Here is a 25,576-nt window from a genome sequence, read left to right as displayed (position 1 = left end):
GTGGGTATCCAAAAACACTTAGGCGCACCCAGTCTTGTTCTTCTTCTGAGGTTAACGTATACTAACTTCATTCAAAATGAAAGAAACGGAGGGGAACATGGATGGCGCAAGCAGTCTCTTCACAAGCACAAATTGACGCGGCAACAGCTAGTGGTTTAGCAGTTCTGGATGTTTGGGCTCCTTGGTGTGCCCCTTGTAAAATGATGGAACCGGTACTTGCACAGTTAGAGCATAGCTATGGCGATCAAATTCACTTTTTGAAATTGAATGTGGATGATCATCAAGCATTAGCTGAACAATATAAGGTAATGAGTGTGCCTAGTCTGGTGATCTTTAAACAAGGAAAAGCCGCGGAAAAAGTTGCTGGTTACTATCCAGAAGATAAGTTACGGCGTTATCTGGACGCTAAATTGATGGAACTTTAATTAAAAATTGAGTTTAGTCAGCGCCTCTTCCTCGTGGGAGGCGTTTTTTTACGGTTCCGTCACTCGATTGATTGGTTGCGGTATAATGTAGTTCATCGTAAAAGGAGATGTCACTGTGAGTAAACGTCAGAAAGTTGCAAAGTCGTCGACTCGACGCCAGAATCGTTTCGTGCGGTGGCTGATCATCTGTTTATGTGCCATTCTAATTCTAGCTGGTGTGGTAGTGGGCTGGGAAGCAAGCGAGCAAAAAGAATTAGAGCATGTTCAAGTGAACTATAGTGATCGGCCGACCGTCTTTGTTTCGGGAGATTACAGTAACTGGCTGACGTTTGGTCCGATGAACCAACGTTTACAACGTTATGGATTAGCTCAAGCAGTATGGACGATTCACGTCGCTAAGAACGGTCATGCGACTATTGATAAGCATCGACCACTGGGCCATCGGAATCCGCTGATTTTGGTACTCTTTGCTGATAATCACAACGCCAAGCGAGAAGCTCACCAATTAACCGGTGTTATGCACCTATTAAGGCAGCAAGAGCACATCGACTCGGTTAATTTCGTGGGCCATTCGTCAGGCTGTAATATTATTTATCAATACTTAACTGGTCCGGCGGCCAATCATCGTCAACGATATCCACAGACAAACAAATTCATTAATATCGCAACAACATTTAGTAAACGTGAACAGGAAGCAGCTAATCGATTCCCTAGAGCGACGCGAGTTTTAAATATCGCCGGTAACTTTGCGAATACCGGCGGTGATTTAGGCGTTTCAGTGCATGGTGATCAGCAATTAGGTCGACTATTGCAGGACCGGGTTAAAACATATCGAAGCGTTACATTAAATGGTGGTGTGTCTGTCATTCATTATTTGTTACATCAAAATCCGCGAGTAGATCGGCTAATCGTTGAGTTCTTGTGGGGAGGGCGGTCCTAACCGCACACACGGCGCCATTGATTAATGAATCGCAATGACGAGGCTGTTATTGTGTTCTAAAAGTGAAACATTTTTATCGAAAATGTTTCACTGCTGCTGACAATCAAGGGGTATTAGCATAAAATAATAGTTTGTAAAGTTAGATTAGGAACTAACCAACCATAATTAAGAATGTGAAGGAAGGTAGTCATGGAAAATGATGATTTAATCAGTGACTATGAAAATGTGTATTTCTACGTTGGCCAATTTTTGAGTCAATATATTTCGCAACCGGACCGTCCCCATGGTTTATCTTACGGACATTTTCTTGTCTTAAAAGGGATTGCGGCAGATGAAAATTGCTTAATGACTAATTTGGCAACACGATTGGAGACTTCGCAATCCACGGTGGTCAGTGAATTGAAGCGATTGTTAAAATTAGGATTAGTCCGCCAGGTGGAAAATTTAGCTGATCGGCGACAGAAATTTCTTCAACTTACTGATGAGGGTGTGACGGTGTTGGCAGAATTGGAGGCTGAACACGCACACTTATTCGATCATATGGTGGAACAAGTCGGCTATGAGGAAGCTAAGCAGTTCATTCAAACTATCAAAAAGGCGCGGACAGTTCTAGCGGTATCTTAAGATGTCTTGAACTAAAAAATAAAATCCTGAGCGAAAAAGTGTGGCATATAAGCTGAATGACTGACTTATATACCACACTTTTTCGCTTTAAATTTAATTGTCAGTTGGGTTGGTCTGGATATTGATGAAGTTAAATACCATCTGCGCCATTTGTTCAGGAGATTGGGGAGGCTCATTTTGTAACCAGAGCAGAATCATTTCGCTTAACCCGCCAGCCAGATAAACAGTCCAATATTTGGGATTCTGGAGCGTGGTTTGCAATAACTGAGTTTCTACAAGGTTCTTGAGCCAGTCACGGAAATGAAAATATAAAATGTAGCGTAGATTGGCATTAATGAGTTGTTTAGCAGGTTCGCGAAAGCTATTAAAGAGTTCAAAGAAGCGAACAGTTTGAGCGAAAGGGTCGTGAATCTGTTCGCGAACGAGGGTATGCAAATATTGATCTCGACGGCGGGTGAATTCGCTAGCAATGATGTCTTCTGGTGATTTAAAATGACGGTAGAAAAAAGTTCGTGAAATGCCAGCTTGCCGGCATAAAACAGTGACCTTAATTGATGCTAATGGATGATCCGCCAATAAATCAACCAATGTTAAAAAGAGCTGCTGTGTTTTTAATTCACGATTAGATAAGAACATAAAATCCTTGGTCATCAGACACCTCAAAGGTTCAAGCGGCATAGCCATTAACATGCTATTTGATTACTTGTGTATTTGTCTACACCCGTTAACTATTCAGCAGTATCTTATCATACATTGATCAATTAACGTCAAGCATAACATTGGCTGTGTTTGGTGGAACTTGCTAGCTGTTAGTAATCAGTGATGCACAGCTAGTTAGGCGAAAGTTCAACAAAAAAACACGTTGAAACTAGCTCTTAAGTGAGATGGTTTCAACGTGTTTCTCGTTAGCTTGGTTGAGTCGACTACTCGTGAAAATTTAAAAAGCGAAGTCTAAGCATCACTGCAGACTCATTCGGTTGTTCTCTCGAGCGGCTTCTAAAAGGGCCATGAGTTCTTTTGAATAGTCTGTCAAATCGTCATAGATGAGTGCTTGGCTCTGATCACTGGCTTGCAGTGTATATAACCAATTAATTAATTGAGCATCGTCATCGTTTACATTAATAATCCATTGTTTCATTTTGATGCCTCCGGTTTAGTTGCTTACAACTAAAATGTCTACAATTAAATTTACCACAATTTGAATGAGAAGTGTCTGAATCCTTGAAAAAAATCGGCGCGTTCGGTCGCTTTTTTTGAAAGCGAATTGAGAAAATGTGGGACTAATTGAATCGACTTGTCATCGGTTTGCTTTGACATATTGCTTATGAATTAGATAAGATTATTGTTAAATTAAATGGAGGACAAAACATAGTGGAAAAGAATTTTTTTGAGCGGAAGGATGATCGACGACCAATGCCAATCATCGATGATAATGTTTCGATTGGTCGACTTTGGGGACTGTTTATTTTTCCGATTGGCGTTTTTACTTGCGTTGTATTAGTTTCAAAGTATTATCCGATGAATAGCGTATGGCTTCAATTCGTTGTACTGGCGTTAGTACCGACAATTGTTTTATTGAGTTCATATCGGCTAATTAGTGGGCAACGACCATGGGCATTGTTCGGACGTGTGACTGGTAAGGAATGGCGGCACACATTGATGATGTTTGTTTTGCAGGTTGTTTATGCCGTCGTCATGCAGTCTGTCTTTAGAGCACTTAATGTGACGACTGCTAAAAACCCAGCGGGGATCGGGCTGAATGGTGAACATCGTTGGTCGGTCTTTTTCCAACAGGCGTTTAATGATTTATTTGAACTGATGAATGAAGAGTTTTTAGGGATTTTTATTTTCTTGGCTTTTGCGGCCGTTCTAATGAAGCAATTTCATTTTAGACGTAATGTGGCAATCTGGGGTTCCTTGGCGGTTTCAATTATTGTTTTTGGCATGGTTCATTTTGCTGTCTATCAGTGGAATTTAATTCAGATGTTGGTTTTAATTGGCGTTACTCGTCTTTTTTTGACAGGAGCTTATTTGTATTCAAAAAGCATTTGGACTTCATTTGCAATGCATTATACTTTCGATACGATGTTCTTTTTAATGCTGGCGGGAGCGACATGGTTCAGGCACTTGTAGTAGTTGACATTAATGAGATTGTTTTAATACGCCCGCTGGTTCATCGACGAGAAAGATTGTAAAAGCACCCATAAAAAATAAACACTGATTGTTGCTCCATCGGCAACGACCAGTGTTTATTTTTAATCACAAAGCTACTATATAAATAGGCTAATAAGTGAGTTGTTTTGAATTAGATAGCTGGTTTATTGTTAAAAATAGTTAAGTGAACGGCCTTAACTTGTTGCCACAATTAATCAACTGGCATCCGTATCGTTAAGCGCTTTCAATAACTTTGAGAATTCAGCTTCGCGTGTCTGGCGAGGGATGAAGGTCCGAACCTCATTGATTGAAAAGCCAGTTTGAAGAAGGTGGTGTTGGTAATCGAATATAATCGGAAAATGCAATAATGTAGCATCATCATGAATAAAAGATAAAAGTTCATGGAGTGGCATTTCATCAAGATTATGGTGTTGTGTTAAGGCTAAGTATGAAGAAGATTGATGGGATAAAAGGCCGTCAACGCCATTTTCAGAAGCGGCCAACATTTGCTTTAAATCATTTAGATCAATTTTGGTACCAGTGCGGCTGATTGGATGTTCACGAAATTCAATCCCGTGTTCATTAAGAAAATTCACTGCCCGTCTAGAAGGTAAGTTAGAAGTAATAGTGTATAAGTCAATCATAATAATGGCCCCCTCATATTTGATTAACCTGAGTATAATACTTTTAGTAAACCTTGTACATCATTTAAGTTGTACAAAATAAATTTTTTTATGGATGGTTAAGACTGGTATAGAGCGGTTTAGACCAATGCTGCCATCAAGAAAATATAGTTCACCCGGTTTAGCATATATGGTGGAACTAGTTATCATTGGATATTTTTAAGCGCGAAAATGATGAAGAATTTCCAAAAAGAATTTATTCGATCAGTTGTATATACAGCAAAGTGGTATAGTATGGCTATCGATTTATTGATATACCGGCTTAATATTTTTTGTACAGTGAAATTGTCTAATGATTTTTAAAACCGGTTTTAGTTAAGTGAAATGTTTGGGGGAGTAACAAATGACAGATTTAGAACTGATGCGTGCATTTGATGAGGAATATCTTTTCGTGGGTCGCTTTTTGAGCGAGTTTATTTCCGCTCCAGATCGTGAATATGGTTTGTCGCACGAGCAGTGGCTGATTTTAGAAGCAATTGAAGAACATGATCGGTGGTTACTCGCCGATTTAGCTGACATGCTGCATGTAACTCGGCCGGCGGTTTCTTCGAAAATAAGTGTGTTGGTACGAATGAGCCTCATTGAACAACAAGAGGATCCCGAAGACCGGCGTAAGAAATTTCTGAAGCTCACCGACAAGGGGAGAAAAATCTTAAAAAAGCTCCGAGATATCCATGCCCAACGTTTTCAAGAATGGCTAGCGGTATTGGGACGCGAAGAAGCGCAACGAGCATTGCTTATTGTACAGAAAATTGAAAAAGAATTAGTACCGAATGATCCATGGACAAATACGCAACATTTGCGAAACCATGAATAAACAGTCAATGATAACGAATAGAGCCATATATAGAAGTAGTGTTTGGAATTAACCAGACACTACTTTTTTTGTTGCAAGTAAGCCAAGTGACGTGGCATACCAGGAGTGATGCTACAAAATGATTTAAAAAACATTGTGATAAAGATACCATTTATAAAGATGATGGTGTAATATTTAATTGATTATTAGCAATATAATATATTTTGAGTAACTTTTTTAGCGTGTAACATAGCTTTGGTATACAATTTAACAAATAATTTATTAAGGATGAAACGTTTATTTCGTTAGTCTTGATGGTCGTATCCTCAGATAAATGAGGTTAAAAATGATTGATTAGGAGAGTTCTTTATGACAGACAATGAATTATTTTCAGCTTTTGAACAAGAATATTTTTTTGTTGGACAGTTTATTAATGACTTTGTCGGGGTGCCGGACAAGGCCGCAGGAATTTCACATGAACAGTGGCTTATCATGAAAGCCATCAAGACACACGAACAGTGGCTGTTAGCGGATTTGGCCAAGATGCTACGGGTCTCTCGCCCGGCCGTATCGGCTAAAATCAGCGGCCTGATTAAGTTTGGTTATATTCGTCAGCAGGAGGATCCGACTGATCGACGTAAGAAATTCTTATACTTAACGGACAGTGGCGAAGCGATTGTTGAAAAGCTAGATCAAGCTCATCAAGATCGGTTTCAAAAGTTGGCTAAAACGCTGGGGAAGCAACGGTCAGAAAATTTGCTGAGCGCGATTCAAACGATTGAGTCAGCGATTACTGCTTGAGAGGCAGAGTTTCAAACGGACAGTGATGATCGACAATGGAATGGCCGAGCTTTTGCGATTTTACTGGAAACGATCAATACAGCTGGCGATCCTTGGCACCATTTCTTATTTGGCACCAAGCAATATTAATTCGAAGCAAAAAACGGTTTGATTTCCGATAATTCCAGGAAAATCGAACCGTTTTTTTGCTACTAACTAAGCGGGCCCCTAGCTCATTTTTTACCCGATAATTAATGACCTAAAATCAGATTTACGAGCTCTTCAACCGGCATGTTGCCGATATTGCTCTGATAGTCACCGGCAGTTAGGGCAGCTGTGAGACCTTGCTGAGTGAATGGCACACCAAGCATGACTGCATCAACGATCGCCGGATCGCCACCATTGATAAAATCACCATACGTTTTGAAAGCGGAAATTCGCTGATCGTTTACGCTAAAGTTGAAGGCCACCGTGCCAATATCAAAATGGTGACTGCGGTACTGGTCGTAACCAGGGTTCTTGCCGAAGTTCCAAGCATCAGTGTCATATTTACCGGCGAGACGCTGATCAATGATCGACCAGTCATGGTCATTAAGGTGGTAAGTTTCGATCTTTGACAAATCGTTAACGTTAAAAACACGTTTCAATAATTCTGTTCTAAATTGTTCAATGGACAGATTTTGAAATTCAGGTCGCAAATAAGACATGATATTAGTCACCCGACTATTCACTGAGCCAACTCCTTTGGAGGCTAATTTCTCCGCATCCGGCGTCAAAACAGCGGAAGCAGCTTCAAGATTCAAGTTGTACATTAAGGTGCCACCAGCTGCGAAGGCATCGCCAGCTTTAAACATCGTCATCCCAGAGAATTTTTGGTTGCCAAGCACCATATCATTTCGGCCACGAAGCTGTGCTTGAGTGGCCCCCATGGCTTGTAAGGCTTTTAAAATTGGATCTGCGAAGACATTGAAATGGCCAAAATCACTGGTGTCTCCGATAACAATATTTTCAAAAATTAAATTTCCGAAGTCGTGATAGACAGCGCCACCACCAGAAGTGCGACGCACAAGTTTGATGTTGTGATCTTTTAGGTAAGGCAGGTTGACTTCGTTATAGGCATTTTGATGAACGCCGATAATAACTGCTGGTTGGTTGACATAAATCATTAGACCATGGCCGGATAAGTGTAAATCATTGACTAGATAGTTATCTAAAGATTGATTAACGATGGGATCATAGACCGGTTGACCATTGCGCGTTACATCATATAAGAACATCTGTGTCCTCCAATTTAAAAATGTATTCGCTTACACATTTTATTCTACGACTTTTGGGAGTCATGAGACTAAATTAAATGAAGCTCATGGAGCAAAAAAAGCATGTTGACCAGCCCCAACATGCTTTGCTTGCGTGTAGCGTAGCTCGCAAACGTTCTTAGTGTACCATATTTAAATATTTGTTCTGCACATTTTCGTGCAGAAACATTTTATAAATAGTACAATTTGTTTGATGTATTAATAAAAATTAATGTGATAAGGCGTGATGGGATCATGATTTTGGAGATGAATGTGCATGCAAAAAGAAACTGAACGAGCCCGACCAGGCTTGCAGCAGTTAACAATGATGATGCTAGCGGTGAGCGGTGTTGTTTTTGCGACAACCGCCAAAGTGTTGGCTGATCCGATGATGCAAACGACTGTGTTAACTAACCAATCGAATACATTGTTTGGTAAAACCAGCCTAGGCGATACAAGTGCATCCAATCAGAGTGGTGAAACCGTAAATCAAAATCAGTTAGCCATCGAGCGCCAGGCAATGGCGTCAGCTGCTGAGGTTGTCAACCAAGCCCAAGCTACGAATAGTTCTGCCCAACAAGTTGTCAGTCAAGCGGTGAGTGAAGTAACCCAAACAACTAGTTTGGCTGATTCGGCCGTCAGTGCTTATCCAGAACAACCAGCATTGCAGCAGACTGCAATGCAAGCAAGCTCACAACAGCAACAAGTTGGTAGTGAGACGGTTAAAATTAGTCAAGTAGCTAATGCGTTAACTTCCCGGGCGACAGCTTTTGATCGTTTGGCACAATTCAGCGGAGACGATCAATTACTTGTAAGTGCTGTTAAGCAGGCAACTTCGATGGCTGGAGATTTAAGCTTATTGGCCGACCAAATGCGGTCGTTTGCCATTATTGCAAATGGTTGGCGAGTGATGGCTGGAAATAATGTTCAAACTATTCAACAGTTACTGTTGAACCTTCCAGCCCAGCAGAGTGGTTCCTTGACCGGCCAACCAGTCATGCTTTGGCAGCCGAACTTTGAACATTTTATGCCAACGGTCAGGGAGCCAGGGGTTAAGACATCTATCCTGAAGGCTTCGTCACCTCAAAGTTCGAGCAATCAAATGTACGTGAACGCTGTGACGATGCAATCACAAGCGATGCCTAAGGAAACTGGTGAACATTCACAGGGCATTCGGTTATCTGAACAGACAGCTGTTCAAAGACCAGGTGAGAGAAAGGCACATGTCAACAAACAGCAGGGGATCTCGTCAAAGACCCACCATCGACATACGAGAGTCATCAATCGAATAGTTAAATCGAAAAAAGTAAGCCGCCTGAACGAATTGAGACAAACACTGCAATTTATGGGCGTCTTAGCAATGATTCTAGCCGTAACATTGATTTATCGAATGATTATTCGCAAAGTTATTGTTATTAAAGATGGCCAGTATCTCATTTCCCGTAATGGTCAGGTTAGGTTTGCATCAGTTAGTGTTAATTCAGCAACTGTACTTTCGAGCTATTTTGCAGCTAAACATTTATTGAGTGGTGAGCATGGATATGTGATTGTTTCTGCTCATAAATTCAAGACAGCGATTCGTAAAAAAATTAGAAAATAAATTTTTAAAAGCCTGTCAAATAGGTCACGAAATCATTTATACAACTATTTCTTTTAAAAATAGTTTTGCTAAGGAAAGATATTGTTGTAGTATTGTTTTTATAAAATGTTTACATTTCTGTTGTGTAGGAGATAGTGGGATGAAACTTTTCGGTAGAAAGAAATATGATAATCTCGTTGATTCACTAGCCAAACGCGAAGAAGATGATACATCGGCCCAAACCAAGGATGCTGTTGCCAAAACGGTGGCTGCTCCTGATGCGCCTGAAAAATCTGCGGAGAGTGTGCAATCGCAAGCAAAGTCAAACGCTAAAGAGGAAGACTCCGTCGCCTCATTGTCTGGCTCTTTTGCCATGCTTGGTGGTGCCGAGATTGTTTTCGGTGGCGATCCGAGGTCGTCACAAACGACCATTAAAATTGACGCAGATCAGGATCAAGCAGAGGCAGTTAATCAAGCAGACGCCGATTCATCCGCTGAGCCAAGAGATGTACAGGACCAAGCAAGTGCTAGTCCGTCTACGGGTACTGATACTGGTAGTGATAGTTCCACTGAAGCTGAGTCAGTGGAGACAAAAGATGAGCCACAACAGCAGGAAAAAGATAACGAAGATGAAGTTCTTGCTGCGGTTAGAAAAGCGGCTGGTTTAGCGCCAAAAACGGATGAAAATACATCATCGATTACAAAAGCAGATGCAAGCGATGATCAACAACAAGAGGATGCCATGACAGACGCAGAAAAAGCCGCTAGTACGGCGACTAGCAACGTAGATTCAACAGAGCCAAGTGATGAAAAGGTAGCAGCCAGCCAAGTAAGCGAAGCAGCTAGTCAGGTTGATGATGAGAGCAAAGACCCTTCTGCCACGGTTAAATCGGAAAATGACGGTAGTGAGTCAGCTGCTGATATGGATCGAGATTTATCTGATCAGGATAGTGAGACAGAAGATCAAGTTATTGATGCTAGCAACGTGGATTTCAGTGCGTTGGAGGCCGAGGTAGTTGAAAGTGATGAAATTCACCCCATCGATTCTGATTTGGATGAAGAAAAGCATACTGACGATGATACATTGACATCAATCGACGAAGCTGTTGATGAAACTAATACTGATACCGCAACAGTCGATTCAATTGATCCAGCCCCAGAAGAAATTTCGGATTCGGTTCAAGCAGGTCAGGATGGCGTTTCCCAAGACACGGCTGCAAGTTCTAGTGTGGAACAGCCAACCCCATCAAAGGAACAGCCGGTCGCCAGCACCGCAGATTCTGTGGAGGTAACCATTCCGGAGGATCCGGATCGTGAACTGACGGAACCGGTTGCCCCAAGTGATACTGAGAATGAAGAGCAACCAGTGAGTGTTCAACAGAGCCAAACACTGGTTAACGCCACCATTTCTCAGCAATACAATAACGTGCTTTCACAAAATAGCTTATTACTCTCGCAAATTGAGCGGATGCAAGGCGTCAACGATAAGCTCAATAAGCAAATTAGTCGGTGGCAGGAATATCGTAATGAGGCGACTGGCTATATCAACAACATTACGATTAAGAGCCAGGATCAAGTCCTGAAGTTAAAGAAGAACCAAGAAAAAGAACTTGATGATGTTAACGAAGCCTGGTTACAGAAATTTGATGAACGGTCAGCAGAAGTCGATCGAAAGTATCAAGAGTTTGAAAAGCGGATTCAAGGCATCATCGCTACTGAAAGCCAAGAAAAGGCCGATCTGCAAGATCAGATTACTAAACTTCAAAAAGATAACATGACGCTCGACAGTGAAGTCACTACGCGCGGTTTTAAGATTAATGAACTCACCGCAAGCCTCGATGAGTTGAAACAAAGTAATGAAGACTTAGAGGCGGCCAAGCGTGAATTGACGGATGAATTAAGTAAGGCTGTCAATGATTTGAATATTGCGGCAGAGCGTTCACAGTCTGCAACTAACGAGGTAGCGGTACTCAAGAAGGAAAATGCCGACTGGAAGGACAATTTAGCTCAAGCCAAGGTTGAGTCACTAAACGCCTTTAATAAGTCAGAGAGTCGTATGGGCGCTACAATTGCTGAATTGACAGAAAAATTGGCTAAGGCGGAAAGCGATAAACAGCAAAGCCAGAATAAGTATTCAGCCAGTTTACAGCGGCAACATGAACTTGAAAGTACGGTCAGTGATCTGAACAAGCAAAATAAGACGTTGCTTGATCAAATCAGCGAAATGGAAGCCGGCGACACGAAAGACTATATGAGTGTGCCAACGTTTGAAAATGATTTTCCACAAATGTAAAGCCACGTTTAATTCATTATTCTTAATTAAGAAAGAGGTTTTTTTGTGAATTACTTTGTTAATGAAAACATTTTTTCACTCAACTCAGGGACAGAATTTTCTGCCGCAAAACGAATCCAACTGTTTAAGGAGCATCAAGTTCCCGCAAAAATGCTAACGCGCAATTATAATCCGCAGCTGGTTGATGATACACAGCGCATTGGTTTAGAACCAACGGATGTGTTGAATATGTACAATTACTTTCAAGAAGTTACTGATGTCGCCAAACAAGACGTTGATGTCCGTTACACAGAGGTTATCGACAAGAATACCTATCAGATTGAAGGCGTTGATCCTAATGAGTCAAAGCTGAACTATCATGGTCGTACCATTGGTAAGGTGCTTATCGCACCGGCAACAGTGGGTTTGGTGGGTGCCTTTGAATATTACAATGAGATGAATGATACGGTGGCCAAGGACATTTGGGACCGGCGGGGATTCAAATCGTCCACTCAGTATTACCATCCGGATGGTCAAGAAGGCCCGCAAGTATTCTTCGATTTAACGGGGAAACCTAAAATTGAAAAAACCCGCATGAACATCAATGGGGACTTACATACCACGATGTACAAGCTATTAGATTACAAAGGGCGGGCTTGGCGGTTTAACTCGGAAAATGAGTTCTTCGGTTTTTTCATGAATGAATTGGCGCAACAAGAACCAAGCGTCTTTATTAATGATCGTCCCTCGCTAATCAATGAGGTTGCCGGGATTAAGAATGCGGTTGGTAAATGGCAGTACTTGCATAATGCTCACGAAATTAATACGGCCCAACGAGGCGGCTCAAACAAGGTCTTTGACTACATGGAGCCACTCTTCAAGACCCATATGAATGATTTTGATGGTGTGATTGTACCGACACAGACACAGGCTAAAGAAATCACGAAATTTTTTGGTTTCCACCATGTGGCAGTGCTGTGGGATACTTTTAGTGAACCGCATGAACCTAAAGCTGCGACTGAACGGGATAAAAACAAAGTCATCTTCACTGGTCGCATTTCCCCTGAAAAACAACCCGCTCAAGCAATCGAAGTATTTGCCCACGCTAAAACCAAACGGCCTGATTTACAGTTAGAATTCTATGGCTATAGCGCAGATGAAAAATTGAATCAAACGCTAGCTGACTTAGCTGCCAAGTTGGGCGTTAGCGATGCTGTTCATTACAATGGTTATCAAAATGCGTCACAGTTTGCTGAAAAGATCGCCGATGCCGCGGCAATGATTAGCGTCTCGATGACGGAAGGCTTTGGTGATAACATTCTTGAGGCCATGAGTTATGGCATACCGGTAGTGGCTTATGACGTTAAATATGGTATTGCTGAATTATTAGATAAGACTACCGGTGCGACTGAGCCCTTAAATGCTAGCGAACCACTGGGTGAAGATTTGGCCAACTTATTAGCCGATGAAAACGATGCTAAGTGGCAAACGGCAATTGAGCAAACTCATGCTAAGGCGCAAGAGTTCAATGAAGAGCACGCTTGGCAACAATGGGAAACGACCCAGGCCAAAATCAAAAATCTGTTTGTGAAGTAGGGGAGTTAACGGATGATATTTTTTATTAATTCAAGCTTTAATAAAAAGAATTCAGGGATCGAACATGCCCAGTTAAAACGGGCCGGGCTTTTTCGTGACAATAATGAACCATTTAAATTAGTTTTTCGTGATTGGAATCCCCGGATCCACGACTTTCTTCACGATGTGGGTGTTACGGATGCGGAAACGCTGAATATGTTTGATTATTTTCAAGGGACTGAAACGGTGCCAACGAAAATTCTCCATGTTGAAGACCTTGATTTTGGTTTAACTGATTTGAGTTTCCTAAAGGAATCAAATAATCATCGTTATATCGTCACTCACGGTGATCAATTTATATCGCGTGTCAATTATTATGGCGATGATGATGCCGAACGCATTAGCTCTGTAGAACAATTCGATGGTTTTGGCAATTTGTATCGCGTTGACAATTATGACTTCCGCGGTTTTAAAACGTTATCTCAATGGTATACACCCGATAATAAGATTGGCACCGAGGTCTGGTACGATTTAGATGGGCGTCCCGTCATCGAAACGTTCAACCGTTATGACGGACGAGGTCAATATATCAAGACTGGCTGGCGTTTAACGGAGACTAGCGGGGCAGTTTATAGTTTCGCTAATATTGAGGAGTTAACCCTCCATTTCTATAATCGTCTCAATGAGGATTATTGGAATGAGGATGAACCAAACGTCTTTATTATGGATCGGACTCATTTAGCAGACTGGCACTTACTTAATTTAGACCGGCAAGCCTATACGGTCTTACATTTGCATAATTCTCACGCTGGGGATGCACAAGATCCAATGCACTCCGTGATGAATAACTTCTATGAATACGGGTTAACGAACGCTAATCACTATGATGCGATTATTTCTGCCACCAAGAAGCAGACTAATGATGTCCGTCGGCGCTTTAAGCCTAAGAGCAAGTTGTTCACAATTCCTGTTGGCGTCGTTCCCAATGAATTACTTGAACGAGAACGGGTGCCGATGGCAGATCGAGTGGCTGGTAAAGTCTTAGTCACTGCACGAGTGGCACCGGAAAAGCGGATTGATCATATTGTTGAAGCGGTGGGGATTGCGAAGCAACAAGTACCCAATATTTCCCTTGATGTTTATGGTTATATTGACCACCGAGACAATGATCAAGCCATTAAATCGATCAATAAAATGATTGAAAAATATCATTTACAAGATAGTGTGACAATTAATGAATATGCGGATAATGTCGGCGAATTACAACGGCAAGCGCAAATCTATGGTTTAGCTTCGATTATGGAAGGATTCAACTTATCCCTGATGGAAGCCATTAGCAATGGGATGGTTGGCGTCACTTACGATGTCAATTACGGCCCTAACGAACTGATTGTCGACGGTGAAAATGGCTACGTGGTGCCATACGAAGGCATTCAAGCAATGGCAGATAAATTTGTTGAATTATTCAGCAACCCAGATGAATTACAAGCGATGTCAACGCGTTCTTATGAATTGGCAGAACGTTATTCTGAGAAGAATGTGTGGCGTGCTTGGCAACGATTACTGGTGGACGCCAAAAAGAAACACTTAGAATACGTTGAAAACATCGATCACGGATTAGGTGATCAACGCAAAAAGTAATACGAATTTAGCTTTCCGGATTAGGCGATTCGTTTAAAAAGCAGCTCCATTGCCAACTAGCAATGGAGCTGCTTTTTGAATTTGCTTAGATTATTAAGGTTCTTAGTCTTTCAGGTAAAGCTTTTTGGCATCTTCATAGGATTGGCGGTAACATTCGAGGTTCTCCGCCTCGCTGAGGGACTGTTTGTTTTGCATGAGTAACTGGACATTCAATCGAGCGAAGGCCAAGGCAAAATCGTGAGATCGTGCGTCCTTTAGTTGTTGAGCTTGCTGGTCTTTTTGACTCTCAGCCAGTTTGGTTAGCTGTTCAAACGGATTGGGATTAGTGCTCGGAATATTGTTGTCAGGCATAGTGAATTTTCTCCTTAACTAAGTATTTTTATAACGCACTTATCATACATTTAAAATTATCTTTAAGCTACTACTATAATTTAAACTATTTTTTGGTCCCAATCCTATTATGAATTGTCTGTAAAATCGTGATAAAACGTCGCTTTTGCAGCTTATATTAAGAAACTATTATCTAAGAACATAGTGTACGTGTATAAAATTGCCGATAAAAAAGCTTTAAAATATTATAGATTTCGCTATAATATGTTGTGTACCATGCAATAAATCTTTTTTAAGGAACGTGGGGGCTATGAAAAAAATTCGCGAGAATAATGATCAGCCTGAAACGAAGAATACTCATTTCAGGAGTTACAAGGCTGGTAAGCAATGGATGTTTGCTTACAGTATCATCGCTGTCTTAGCCGGTGGTGGTATGGCCGTGACACAAGCAACTGCTGTTCACGCTGATGTGACGTCAACAACATCAAACGTCTCAGCCGTTCAATCTACTACTGGGGGCAACTTTGCTAAACAAGCAACCGCAACTTCCACAACACCGACTAGTGCTGCACCAACCAGTGCAACACAGTCAACAAGTTCAGTAGCACCAAGTAGTGCTGCTACGTCAAGTGCGACACCTTCGAGTGAGACCCCATCTAATGTTGTGGCCTCAACAACTTCTACTGGAACCCAGGCGAATGATGTGAAAGTTACTACGACTTCTTCAAGCCAATCAACCAATCAACAAACGACTGTGGAGACGCCAACAGCAAGTGACACACCAACAAATTCCACGCCAAGTGCAACTTCTCAAGCTGCAGTGCTAGCCGATATGACTAATGCAACTAGTCAGACTTGGACTTCAGATACTGCGGAAGGCGGAATTGTTACAACCGCTAATAATGTCACCATTTCTGCTGGTGATACATCGTTGGATATGTTAGCACCCGCCGATAAAGGTAATTGGGTTGCTGCCACTGGAACTGGCAGTCTGGCAACGGTTAACCCTGCGTCAGGAGTCTCCGTGGTTATTAGTGTTGCTGCTAACGACATTGATTACACGCAAGCTTATCCTGGTACTACCAAAGTTGGACCAGTTTGGCAGGTTAACGATGGTACGGACCAGACATTAAATGCGACAGCCGCCGCAGCCGCTGGACATCCTGAATTAGCCGGCACACCAATTTGGAATCCTGACACTGATCGCAATACACCAGGAACTTATGCGGTAGAGTGGCAAATAAACGGTAACCAGCCGAACATTGGTCACTCCTTGAGTGTGACTCTTGCTGGGTTCACTTTGATTACTGTGGTGCCAAATGGGCCAACTTCCAGCGAAATCAGTGATACAGCCAGTCAGGCCAGTAGCACCGCTGATTCAGCGTCGGTCGTTGCTAGCACTGCTTCCACTGTAGCCAACAGTGCCAGCCAAATTGCCAGCACAGCTAGCTCAGTCGCTAGTTCGGCAAATACGATTGCTTCGAGTGCTGCTAGTCAGTATCCAGACAACGGTAGTTTGCAAAGTTTAGCTACAGTTGCTTCCGACGCAAACAGTACAACAGCAAGTTATGCAACAAAAGCCAGCTCTGATGCTAAAGCTGCCAGTGATCTAGCTGCAACAGTTAGTGCAGCTGACACGCAAGCCGTTTCTGCCGCTGGTGCTGCTAACAGTGCCATTGCCGCTGGTGACCTTTCTGCCGCTTCTGGCTTTGCAAGTACAGCATCAGTTGCTGCTTCAGTTGCTGCTTCCAATGCAACCTTAACCAGCTCGGCGGCTAGTCAAGCAATGAGTGAAGCTCTCGAAGCTAGCAAGGCAGCGATTATTGCTTCTGCTGCTGGAAGTTCAGCTGGCAGCATTGCGGCTGGCTTGAATGATGATAGTTCGGCTGCTTCAGCTAGTTCGACTGCCAGTGATGCTAGCAGCACAGCTAATTCAGCTTCTGTTGTTGCTAGCACTGCTTCCACTGTAGCCAACAGTGCCAGCCAAATTGCCAGCACCGCTAGTTCCGTCGCTAGTTCAGCAAATACGGTTGCTTCGAGTGCTGCTAGCCAGTACCCGGACAATGGTAGTCTGCAAAGCTTAGCTACAGTCGCTTCCGACGCAAACAGTACAACGGCAAGTTATGCAACAAAAGCCAGCTCTGATGCTAAAGCTGCTAGCGATTTAGCTGCGACTGTTAGTGCTGCTGACACGCAAGCCGTTTCTGCAGCCGGTGCTGCTAACAGTGCCATTGCTGCTGGTGACCTTTCTGCCGCTTCTGGATTCGCAAGTACGGCATCAAGCGCTGCCTCTGTTGCAGCCTCTAATGCAACTTTGACCAGCTCGGCGGCTAGTCAAGCAATGAGTGAAGCTCTCGAAGCCAGCAAGGCGGCAATTATTGCCTCCGCTGCCGGTAGTTCAGCTGGTAGCATTGCAAGTGGTTTGAGCGATGCTAGTTCCGCTAGTTCGACCGCGGATTCTGCTAGTTCAACCGCTACTTCAGCAAGCAGTAAAGCTAGTTCCGCTGCTGTCGTTGCCAGTGCGGCATCAACTACGGCTAACAGTGCCAGCCAAATTGCCAGCACCGCTAGTTCCGTTGCTAGTTCAGCAAATACAGTCGCTTCCAGTGCTGCCAGTCAGTATCCGGACAACGGTAGTTTGCAAAGCTTAGCTACAGTTGCTTCCAGCGCTAACAGTACAACTGCTAGTTATGCGGTAGAAGCTAGTTCTGATGCTAAAGCTGCTAGTGGTTTTGCTTCAGCCGTTAGTGAAGCTAACTTGTTAGCTTCAACAGCTGCATCGATGGCGAATAGCGCGATCTCTGCTGGTGATATTCCGGCAGCAAAACAGTACGCTGATACCGCTTCTAACCAAGCACAAGTTGCTGCTGATCAAGCTGATTTGGCTAGTTCAGCTGCTGCCCAAGCCATGACTGAAGCCCAAGCGGCCAGCAACGCGGCCAAGATTGCCCTGGGTGCTGGGGATTCAGCAAGTAGTATTGCAGCTGGTTTAAGTGATGCCAGCTCTGCCAGCTCACAGGCTAGTTCAGCAAGTAGTCAAGCAAGCTCAGCTTCTGTTGTTGCCAACAATGCTTCAACAGTTGCTAATAATGCGAGCCAAATTGCAAGTACAGCCAGTTCCGTTGCTAGTTCTGCTAATAATGTAGCTAGTTCAGCTGCTAGCACCTATCCAGATAACAGTTCATTACAAAGTTTGGCACAAGATGCCTCAAGTGCTAATAGCGTAACCTCCAGTTACGCAACGGCGGCTAGTTCCGATGCCAGTCATGCAAGTAGCTTAGCCAACGACGTTAGTGCGGCCAACAAAGCCGCCTCTACAGCCGCTTCCTTAGCTAACAGTGCAATTGCAGCTGGGGATAATTCTGCAGCTTCTAATTATGCTGATTCTGCTGCCAGCGCGGCTGTTAAGGCCTCTTCTGATGCAGTATTGACCAGTTCAGCTGCTAGTCAAGCCTTAAGTGAAGCTAACAAGGCTAGTGATGCTGCGCAAATTGCTTCTGCTGATGCAAGTTCAGCTGGTAGCTTAGCAACCAGCATTGCTTCCTCAATTGCTAGCTCAATGGGATCTGATGCAAGTTCTGCCAACAGTACAGTTACTTCAGCTAGCAGCAAAGCTAGTTCAGCAGCCGTAGAAGCAAGTAGCGCTTCAACTGTTGCTAACAGTGCCAGCCAAATTGCCAGCACGGCTAGTTCAGTTGCTAGCTCAGCTAACTCGATGGCTTCGACTGCTGCCAGCACCTATCCATCAAACAGTGCGTTACAAAGTGCTGCTAAGGATACTTCAAGCGCTAACAGTGAAGCTTCCAGTTATGCTGTCTCAGCCAGTTCTGACGCAAGTGCTGCCAGCAGCTTAGCGACATTAGTTAGCTCGGCCAATGCTGACGCTTCTAATGCGGCTTCCTTAGCCAACAGTGCAATTTCAGCTGGCAACATTTCAGCTGCCCAATCCTATGCTTCAGACGCATCCACGGCAGCTTCCGTTGCCGCTTCAGATGCAACATTAACGAGTTCAGCTGCTAGCCAAGCGATGAGTGAAGCTGTTAAGGCCAGTTCCGCTGCTAGTGTGGCTGTTTCAGATGCAAATAAAGCTGGGAGTATTGCTTCTAGCATTGCTTCATCAATGGCCAGTGGCGCTAATTCAGCCAGTTCAGTCGCTAACTCAGCCTCTGTGTCAGCCAGTTCTGCATCAGTTGTTGCTAATTCAGCAAGCAGTATTGCTAGCTCAGCCAGTTCAACTGCCAGTTCTGCTAATGTGATTGCTTCTAGCGCAGCTAGTGCGAACCCGTCAAACAGCGCTTTACAAAGCTTGGCTAGTGATACTTCTAGTGCGACAAGCTTAACTTCAAGTTATGCTTCACAAGCAAGCTCTGATGCCAGTGTAGCTAGCAGCTTAGCCTCACAAGTTAGTGCTGCTAACAGTGTAGCTTCATCAGCGGCTTCACAAGCTAATAGTGCAATTGCAGCTGGTGATAGTTCCGCGGAATCTAACTACACGAGTGTTGCTTCTAGTGCAGCATCAGTTGCTGCTTCCAATGCCAACTTAACGAGTTCAGCTGCTAGTCAGGCGATGAGTGAAGCTCAAAAGGCAAGTTCTGCTGCCAGTGTTGCATCATCAGATGCTGATAAGGCAAACAGTATGGCCTCAAGCTTAGCTTCATCTAACAGCACGGCCAGTTCACAAGCAAGTTCTGCAAGTGACACGGCTAGTTCTGCCAGCTCAACTGCAAACTCAGCATCAGTTGCTGCCAGTTCCGCTTCTGTGGTTGCTAACAATGCAAGCGACATTGCCAGCACGGCTAGTTCCGTAGCCAGCTCCGCTAACAATGTTGTGTCGAGCACGGCTAACAACTATCCATCAAACAGTGCATTGCAGAGTGTTGCCAGTGACGCTTCTAGCGCTAACAGTGCTGCTTCTAGCTATGCAACCCGTGCCAGCTCTGATGCTAGTGTTGCCAGCAGTCTTGCTTCACAAGTTAGCTCTGCTAATAGTGTTGCTTCCTCTGCTGCATCACAGGCTAACAGCGCAATTGATGCCGGTAATGAATCAGCTGCACAATCTTATGCCACTAAGGCTAGTTCCGCTGCTTCAGTCGCTGCCTCAAATGCGACATTGACCAGCTCTGCTGCTAGCCAAGCTATGAGCGAAGCCCAAAAGGCAAGTTCAGCTGCAGCAGTTGCTACTTCTGATGTTACTAAGGCTAGCAGCATCGCTTCAAGCTTAGCTAGTCAAGGTAGTAACTACGCTAGCAATGCTAGTTCAAGTGCTTCATTAGCCAGCTCCGCTGCCAGTCATGCCAGCTCAGCCGCTAGTGAACTCGGTTCTAACAGCGCAATGTCAAGTTTAGCTAGTGATGCTTCGTCTGCTGCTTCACAAGCAAGTTCCGCTGCTTCACAAGCAAGTTCAGCCGCTAATACTGGTGATGAATCAGCCGCTTCAAGTGCCGCTAGTGTTGCTTCAAGTGCCGCCAGTGTTGCCGTATCTGATGCTAATAAAGGTGACAGTATGGCTTCAAGCTTAGCTAACCAAGGTAGTAGTTATGCAAGCAATGCTAGTTCTAGTGCATCTTTGGCAAGTTCCGCTGCTAGTCATGCTAGTTCAGTGGCAAGCAACAATGCTTCGAACAGTGCGATTTCAAGCGCCGCAAGCAATGCTTCATCTGCTGCTTCAGTTGCAAGTTCGGCTGCTTCAGTTGCTTCGTCTGCTGAGCAGACTGGTAATGAATCAGCCGCTTCGAGTGCTGCCAGTGTCGCTTCTAGCGCTGCAAGCACTGCCGTATCTGATGCTAGTCAAGCTGATAGTTTAGCCAACAGCGCTGCTAACCAGAGTCAAGGTAGTAGCTATGCCACGAATGCTAGTTCTAGTGCATCCTTGGCCAGCTCCGCTGCTAGTCATGCTAGCTCAACAGCAAGTAACCATGCTTCGAATAGTGCTTTATCTAGCTTAGCTAGTGACGCTAGCTCAGCCGCTTCAGTTGCAAGTTCGGCTGCTTCGGTCGCTTCTTCAACTGGTAATACTGGGAACAGTTCTGCTGCTTCAAGCGCTGCCAGTGTCGCTTCAAGTGCGGCTAGTGTAGCGGTATCTGACGCCAACAAGGGTGATAGCATTGCTGATAGCCTTGCTAGTCAAGGCAGCAGCTATGCTAGCAACGCTAGTTCCAGTGCTTCAGAAGCCAGCTCAGCCGCTAGTGTAGCAAGTTCTGAAGCAAGCAATCATGCTTCGAACAGCTCGTTATCTAGCTTAGCAAGCAACGCGTCATCAGCTGCCTCAGTCGCTAGCTCAGCTGCTTCACAAGCAAGTTCTGCAGCCGGTGCAGGTGATCAATCTGGTGCTTCGAGTGCTGCCAGTGTGGCCTCAAGTGCTGCTAGTGTAGCTAGTTCTGACGCTAGCCAAGCAACTAGCATTGGTTCCAGCTTAGCTAGTCAAAATAGCAGTTATGCAAGTGATGCAAGCTCAAGTGCTTCATTAGCCAGCTCAGCAGCCTCAACCGCCAGTTCTGATGCAAGTAACAATGCTTCGAACAGTGCAATCTCTAGCTTAGCAAGTAACGCTTCGAGTGCTGCTTCAGTTGCTAGTTCTGCTGCTTCAGTCGCAAGCTCGGCTGCCAGTGCAGGCAATGATTCAACTGCTTCGAGTGCTGCTAGTGTGGCCTCAAGTGCTGCTAGTGTGGCCGTATCTGATGCCAACCAAGCTAACAGTATTGGCTCAAGCTTAGCTAACAACAGTGCTTCAGCAAGCAATGCTGATTCAAGTGCTTCATTAGCTAGCTCCGCTGCTAGTCATGCTGGTTCAGTAGCAAGTAACAATGCTTCAAACAGTGCATTATCTAGCTTAGCAAGTAATGCTTCATCCGCTGCTTCAGTTGCTAGTTCGGCTGCCTCAGTTGCGAACTCTGCTGCTAGTGCCGGTAATGGCTCAGAAGCTTCTAGTGCTGCGAGTGTTGCTTCCAGTGCTGCAAGTACGGCTGTTTCTGACGCGAATGCCGCAGATAGTTTAGCTTCCAGCTTAGCTAATAACGGTTCCAATGCTAATGGCAACAATGGTAATGGTTCAAATGGCAGTGGCTCCAATGCTAACGGCAACGGCGAGAATGGTAATAATGCTAATGGTAACGGTACTGGTACAAACGGTAACGGAACTAACGGCAATGGTTCAAATACTAATGGCACCGGTGCAAATGGAACTACTGGTAACGGTTCAATGACCAATGGTGCTTCTGGTATGGGTACAACAGGAACTGGTGCAACCAGTAACGTCGCAACAAATGCTGCAACGACTGGGAACGCGGCCTCAAGCAAGACTGCTAATACCAATGCTTTACCAAATACTGGTGAATCAGACGAAGTTAATGCGGTTGCCCTCGGTGGGTTAGCATTAATGGCAAGTCTGACCATGTTTGGTGTTGCCCGTCGCCGTCGCGAGGACTAGGAACAAATTGATTTAGATAGTTTAGCCGACAATCAAGAAATCATTTTATGTAGAGAGTGGATGAAATTATGTTAAACAAAGGAATTAATAAGTTTAATTCAAAAAATATTCAGGCTAAAAATACACACTTCCGTTCATGGAAGAAGGGGAAAGTCTGGTTGTACGCTTCAGCAACGATTTTATCAATTGTTGGTGCTGGCGCTGCGACAACTAGCAAAGTCCACGCGGACACAACGGCAACAGTCGCGACAACATCAGCGGCTTCAACTGAAGCTACCAGTGCTGCGGCTACTTCAACGGCGCCAAGCTCAGCTGCATCAAGCTCAGCTGCGTCAAGCTCGGCTGCAACCAGTGCAGTGGCTACAGTAACCCCACAACTACAAACTAAGCCGATCACCCTTACTAAAGGGAGTTCGTTTAGTCCAGTACAAGCTTTTGTCGGAGCTACAGACAGTCAAGGCAATAAAGTAGGCCTCAATCAAATCTCAGTTGCCGGTACGATTGATCCTAATGTGCCAGGGGCATACAACTTGTTGTTTAGCTTTGTTGATCCAACAACCAAAGCGACAATTACTGGTGCGGCTCAAGTAACGGTTCAGGCAGAGGAAGTTGCCACAGCAACACCAGCAGTTACACCTGCTACACCTGCAGATGTTCCTGCCCAATCAGTGACTACGCCTACACCGGTTGACACGCCCGCAAGCGCAGCAACAGAAGCAACCTCAAGCGTAGCTTCCGTTACTGCGACTACCGCACCAGCCGGAATGAGCTTAGCTAGCAATGCGACAACGACTACGGAACAATCTTCTGTGGCAGGGATCAGTCTTGCTTCTTCTACTGCTAGCGAAGGATCTTCATTAGCCCTATCTAGTTTGGCTTCTGAAGTATCTAGCTCATTTGCTTCAGCAACGAGTGAACTTTCGTCATTCGCCCAAACTTCCCAAGGGAAAGTTGCTGCGAGCCAAGTATCTGACTTAATCAATTCTGCAGTTAGTACGTTGTCTTCAGCCGCATCCTTGGCTAGTGACCCAACGGTCGTTCAATTCCAGTCCGCTTTGTCTGCTGCCGTTGCAGCTTCCAACACGGCCTTAGCACAATCACTCGTGGCTTCCTTTAACGCAACTTCTCAAGGAGCTGCTTTGAAGGACTTGGCTGCGACTAGTGCTGCTGCGGAAGCAGCTGCCTCAGACAACGCTTCATTGGCTTCTTTGAAGGCCGCTATCGCTAGCTTGGCTTCTGGTGCAACTGTCAATTCCTCTGCTGCATCGGCTGCTTCCAGTGCTGCTACTTCATATATGGCAACTAGTGATGGACAAGCTCTGCTAGCTAATGCAAAATCTGCGGCTTCAGTTGCATCAGCTGCTAGTGCTGCTGCAGTTTCTGCATTTGCTAATACAGCTGATGGTAAGGCGATGTTAAACGCCTTATCTTCATATGCGGCTAACCCTGAATACAGTGCATTTAATGTGGCAATGTCTTCAGCCATTGCGGCAAAAGATACGACGTTAGCTTCTTCACTAGCATCCTCTTTCTATGCGACTGCCGAAGGTTCACAGTTTATTGCAGACATGAACTCATATGAGGCGACGGATGCCTATAAGACAATGGCTGATGCTATTTCAGCTGCACAGACAAAGGCATTGACCAGTGTGCAATCTTCTGTTACTTTAGCTAGTCAAACGCTTGCAGCCAGCGGATTTGATTTAACAGCAATCATTGGAAATATTACCGGAGGAATTTGGAAAGCTGTTTCCTGGTTCGCTACGAACATTAATCCGATCAAGTTAGTACCTAATTTAACTGGTATGGGACAATTCGGTGAAGCATTAGAGTCGATTTTAGGTTCTGCTGTAGGTTCTGCATTTTATGGAGCAATCGGTGCTGGAGTGGCGGGACAAGTTTCTAACTTAATCGCGGTTGTCCCATCCACCATTGCTAACACACTGTTTGCTTTAATCCCAATCCTTGGCTGGTATGGGAATGCCGGTGCTTGGTATGTCATGGGTGCAGTCGGTGGTATTGCTGGATGGTTCGGCGGTGCTGTGTCCTCAGCGCTAGGCGCCTATTATGGTGGGACTATGTCTGCTGGCCTCAGTAAAGATGGTAAAGTTGACACGATGACTAGTGCAACTGTGATTGGTTCAACAATAGGAGCTCTTATAGGACAAGAAGCCAATGCGTGGGTTTTAGGTTATCTATTGGGAAACTTAGTTTTAGGAGTTCCAGGATTCTTTACCGTTATTGCGGGGACTATCGGAACTATTTCTGCTATTTTTCCACCATTGTCCCTACTGATATCATTTTGGTTTGAACCACTTGTTCAGCTAATTGCGGCTGGAATAGGGTCTCCAGTTGGGTCAGTGATTGGAGGAGTTGTTGGTGCTGGTGTAGGGGCACTTGCCAATTTATTAAAACTCCAAATTAATTTGCCAGATGCAGAACAAGTAGTTAAAAATATTGCTGCTTTGCCTGGACTTTCAGACTTGCTTAACACCATCCAGACTGTTACTGAAAAGGCTGGTACGATCGTAACAAAGGCTGTTTCCGTTGCCAAAGGTGCTAGCTTTAGTCAACTGAGTGGATTCACTAGTGCCACTGATAGCAATGGTGCGACTGTGCCACTAAGTCAAATTTCCTTCAGTGGTTCAGTAGATCCATCGGTTCCAGGAGCTTACATTGTCGATTACAGCTATACCGATGCTGGCACACAGAAGGTTGTCAATGGCTACTCAATCGTAACGGTTACTGATGATGCAACAGCACCAGTAACAACACCAGTAACAACACCTGCGACGGTATAGACAAATGAATGGTTTGCTTAAATTAAAAAAGATAACATTGACCCAAGTAGGTCCCTTTGTTCCATTACATTTAGTTGTTGAAGCGAAGGATTCTCATGGGGAAGCGGTTAGTCCAAAGCAAATTACGATGGAAGGCTCGGTGGATTTACAAGTTCCTGGGGAATACCCAATCTTGCTTCAGTTCATTGATCCTTATACTGAAACTCCAGTTAAGGCCATGACGATGGTAACTGTCGTTCGAGCTTAATAGACTAA

The 25,576-nt window shown here is 44.3% G+C and carries 18 protein-coding genes; 13 read left to right on the top strand and 5 right to left on the bottom strand.

The annotated features are described in order from the left end of the window. The first annotated feature begins 101 nt into the window (after positions 1–101). From trxA to ACYQ0Y_RS05300, 3 genes are all read left to right on the top strand, one after another. Positions 102–425: a thioredoxin gene (trxA, locus tag ACYQ0Y_RS05310; RefSeq protein WP_407884865.1), complete on the top strand. Its 324-nt coding sequence runs from the start codon at positions 102–104 to the stop codon at positions 423–425. 115 nt (positions 426–540) lie between these two features. Next, positions 541–1,365, top strand: coding sequence for an alpha/beta hydrolase (locus tag ACYQ0Y_RS05305; RefSeq protein WP_407884867.1), 825 nt, complete (start codon positions 541–543; stop codon positions 1,363–1,365). A gap of 189 nt (positions 1,366–1,554) precedes the next feature. Continuing rightward, positions 1,555–1,989 carry a MarR family winged helix-turn-helix transcriptional regulator gene (locus ACYQ0Y_RS05300; RefSeq protein WP_407884869.1) on the top strand — a complete coding sequence of 145 codons (435 nt, stop codon included), beginning with the start codon at positions 1,555–1,557 and terminating at the stop codon, positions 1,987–1,989. A 93-nt stretch (positions 1,990–2,082) separates the two neighbouring features. Here ACYQ0Y_RS05300 and ACYQ0Y_RS05295 read toward each other — a convergent pair whose 3' ends face one another. Together ACYQ0Y_RS05295 and ACYQ0Y_RS05290 are read right to left on the bottom strand one after the other, a co-directional pair. Continuing rightward, a complete protein-coding gene (locus ACYQ0Y_RS05295) occupies positions 2,083–2,640 on the bottom strand; it encodes a TetR/AcrR family transcriptional regulator (RefSeq protein WP_407884871.1) in 558 nt (185 codons plus the stop codon). 307 nt (positions 2,641–2,947) lie between these two features. Continuing rightward, positions 2,948–3,127, bottom strand: a complete 180-nt coding sequence (locus tag ACYQ0Y_RS05290) for a hypothetical protein (RefSeq protein WP_407884873.1) — start codon at positions 3,125–3,127, stop codon at positions 2,948–2,950. A gap of 233 nt (positions 3,128–3,360) precedes the next feature. Here ACYQ0Y_RS05290 and ACYQ0Y_RS05285 point away from each other — a divergent pair, with 233 nt between their 5' ends. Then, a complete protein-coding gene (locus tag ACYQ0Y_RS05285; RefSeq protein WP_407884875.1) occupies positions 3,361–4,122 on the top strand; it encodes a CPBP family glutamic-type intramembrane protease in 762 nt (253 codons plus the stop codon). A 236-nt stretch (positions 4,123–4,358) separates the two neighbouring features. On the opposite strand, the gene ACYQ0Y_RS05280 is transcribed toward ACYQ0Y_RS05285, so the two are convergent. Beyond that, complete coding sequence (locus tag ACYQ0Y_RS05280; RefSeq protein ID WP_407884877.1) at positions 4,359–4,787, bottom strand: ArsC/Spx/MgsR family protein; 429 nt, start codon at positions 4,785–4,787, stop codon at positions 4,359–4,361. A 382-nt stretch (positions 4,788–5,169) separates the two neighbouring features. Between ACYQ0Y_RS05280 and ACYQ0Y_RS05275 the strand changes: the two genes are divergently transcribed. Continuing rightward, positions 5,170–5,643, top strand: coding sequence for a MarR family winged helix-turn-helix transcriptional regulator (locus tag ACYQ0Y_RS05275; RefSeq protein WP_407884879.1), 474 nt, complete (start codon positions 5,170–5,172; stop codon positions 5,641–5,643). A gap of 348 nt (positions 5,644–5,991) precedes the next feature. Continuing rightward, entirely contained in the window at positions 5,992–6,423 is a 432-nt protein-coding gene (locus ACYQ0Y_RS05270; protein ID WP_407884881.1) for a MarR family winged helix-turn-helix transcriptional regulator, read from the top strand. A 230-nt stretch (positions 6,424–6,653) separates the two neighbouring features. Here ACYQ0Y_RS05270 and lplA read toward each other — a convergent pair whose 3' ends face one another. Further along, the gene (gene lplA / locus ACYQ0Y_RS05265; protein WP_407884883.1) at positions 6,654–7,679 is read right to left on the bottom strand and encodes a lipoate--protein ligase; all 1,026 of its coding nucleotides are present in this window, start codon (positions 7,677–7,679) and stop codon (positions 6,654–6,656) included. 295 nt (positions 7,680–7,974) lie between these two features. On the opposite strand from lplA, the gene ACYQ0Y_RS05260 reads away from it, so the two are divergent. From ACYQ0Y_RS05260 to ACYQ0Y_RS05245, 4 genes are all read left to right on the top strand, one after another. Further along, a complete protein-coding gene (locus ACYQ0Y_RS05260; protein ID WP_407884885.1) occupies positions 7,975–9,297 on the top strand; it encodes a hypothetical protein in 1,323 nt (440 codons plus the stop codon). Positions 9,298–9,436: 139 nt separating this feature from the next. Beyond that, a complete protein-coding gene (locus ACYQ0Y_RS05255; RefSeq protein WP_407884887.1) occupies positions 9,437–11,569 on the top strand; it encodes a hypothetical protein in 2,133 nt (710 codons plus the stop codon). Positions 11,570–11,614: 45 nt separating this feature from the next. Continuing rightward, positions 11,615–13,144, top strand: a complete 1,530-nt coding sequence (locus tag ACYQ0Y_RS05250) for a glycosyltransferase (protein ID WP_407884888.1) — start codon at positions 11,615–11,617, stop codon at positions 13,142–13,144. 12 nt (positions 13,145–13,156) lie between these two features. After that, entirely contained in the window at positions 13,157–14,764 is a 1,608-nt protein-coding gene (locus ACYQ0Y_RS05245) for a glycosyltransferase family 4 protein (protein WP_407884890.1), read from the top strand. Between the two features lie 102 nt (positions 14,765–14,866). Here the strand turns inward: ACYQ0Y_RS05245 and ACYQ0Y_RS05240 are convergent, their stop codons facing one another. Continuing rightward, positions 14,867–15,115, bottom strand: coding sequence for a hypothetical protein (locus ACYQ0Y_RS05240; RefSeq protein ID WP_407884892.1), 249 nt, complete (start codon positions 15,113–15,115; stop codon positions 14,867–14,869). Between the two features lie 289 nt (positions 15,116–15,404). Here ACYQ0Y_RS05240 and ACYQ0Y_RS05235 point away from each other — a divergent pair, with 289 nt between their 5' ends. The 3 genes from ACYQ0Y_RS05235 (at position 15,405) to ACYQ0Y_RS05225 (ending at position 25,568) form a co-directional block, all read left to right on the top strand. Next, entirely contained in the window at positions 15,405–22,520 is a 7,116-nt protein-coding gene (locus tag ACYQ0Y_RS05235) for a Ser-Ala-175 repeat protein (RefSeq protein ID WP_459935460.1), read from the top strand. A 68-nt stretch (positions 22,521–22,588) separates the two neighbouring features. After that, positions 22,589–25,321 carry a bacterial Ig-like domain-containing protein gene (locus ACYQ0Y_RS05230; RefSeq protein WP_407884934.1) on the top strand — a complete coding sequence of 911 codons (2,733 nt, stop codon included), beginning with the start codon at positions 22,589–22,591 and terminating at the stop codon, positions 25,319–25,321. A gap of 37 nt (positions 25,322–25,358) precedes the next feature. Then, positions 25,359–25,568: a bacterial Ig-like domain-containing protein gene (locus tag ACYQ0Y_RS05225; protein ID WP_407884932.1), complete on the top strand. Its 210-nt coding sequence runs from the start codon at positions 25,359–25,361 to the stop codon at positions 25,566–25,568. Positions 25,569–25,576: the final 8 nt, after the last annotated feature.

Source organism: Furfurilactobacillus curtus (assembly GCF_054657915.1).
Note: the sequence above shows the minus strand (reverse complement) of the source record. Positions and strands in the feature narration are given on the sequence as shown.

What these genes read in the sequence shown, in the direction of transcription:
- ACYQ0Y_RS05245 (WP_407884890.1), top strand. Translation starts at nt 13,157, where the DNA reads ATGATATTTTTTATTAATTCAAGCTTTAATAAAAAGAATTCAGGGATC.
- ACYQ0Y_RS05230 (WP_407884934.1), top strand. Translation starts at nt 22,589, where the DNA reads ATGTTAAACAAAGGAATTAATAAGTTTAATTCAAAAAATATTCAGGCT.
- ACYQ0Y_RS05275 (WP_407884879.1), top strand. Translation starts at nt 5,170, where the DNA reads ATGACAGATTTAGAACTGATGCGTGCATTTGATGAGGAATATCTTTTC.
- ACYQ0Y_RS05300 (WP_407884869.1), top strand. Translation starts at nt 1,555, where the DNA reads ATGGAAAATGATGATTTAATCAGTGACTATGAAAATGTGTATTTCTAC.
- ACYQ0Y_RS05260 (WP_407884885.1), top strand. Translation starts at nt 7,975, where the DNA reads ATGCAAAAAGAAACTGAACGAGCCCGACCAGGCTTGCAGCAGTTAACA.
- lplA (WP_407884883.1), bottom strand. Translation starts at nt 7,679, where the DNA reads ATGTTCTTATATGATGTAACGCGCAATGGTCAACCGGTCTATGATCCC.
- ACYQ0Y_RS05270 (WP_407884881.1), top strand. Translation starts at nt 5,992, where the DNA reads ATGACAGACAATGAATTATTTTCAGCTTTTGAACAAGAATATTTTTTT.
- ACYQ0Y_RS05255 (WP_407884887.1), top strand. Translation starts at nt 9,437, where the DNA reads ATGAAACTTTTCGGTAGAAAGAAATATGATAATCTCGTTGATTCACTA.
- ACYQ0Y_RS05235 (WP_459935460.1), top strand. Translation starts at nt 15,405, where the DNA reads ATGAAAAAAATTCGCGAGAATAATGATCAGCCTGAAACGAAGAATACT.
- ACYQ0Y_RS05280 (WP_407884877.1), bottom strand. Translation starts at nt 4,787, where the DNA reads ATGATTGACTTATACACTATTACTTCTAACTTACCTTCTAGACGGGCA.
- ACYQ0Y_RS05295 (WP_407884871.1), bottom strand. Translation starts at nt 2,640, where the DNA reads ATGACCAAGGATTTTATGTTCTTATCTAATCGTGAATTAAAAACACAG.
- ACYQ0Y_RS05290 (WP_407884873.1), bottom strand. Translation starts at nt 3,127, where the DNA reads ATGAAACAATGGATTATTAATGTAAACGATGACGATGCTCAATTAATT.
- trxA (WP_407884865.1), top strand. Translation starts at nt 102, where the DNA reads ATGGCGCAAGCAGTCTCTTCACAAGCACAAATTGACGCGGCAACAGCT.
- ACYQ0Y_RS05240 (WP_407884892.1), bottom strand. Translation starts at nt 15,115, where the DNA reads ATGCCTGACAACAATATTCCGAGCACTAATCCCAATCCGTTTGAACAG.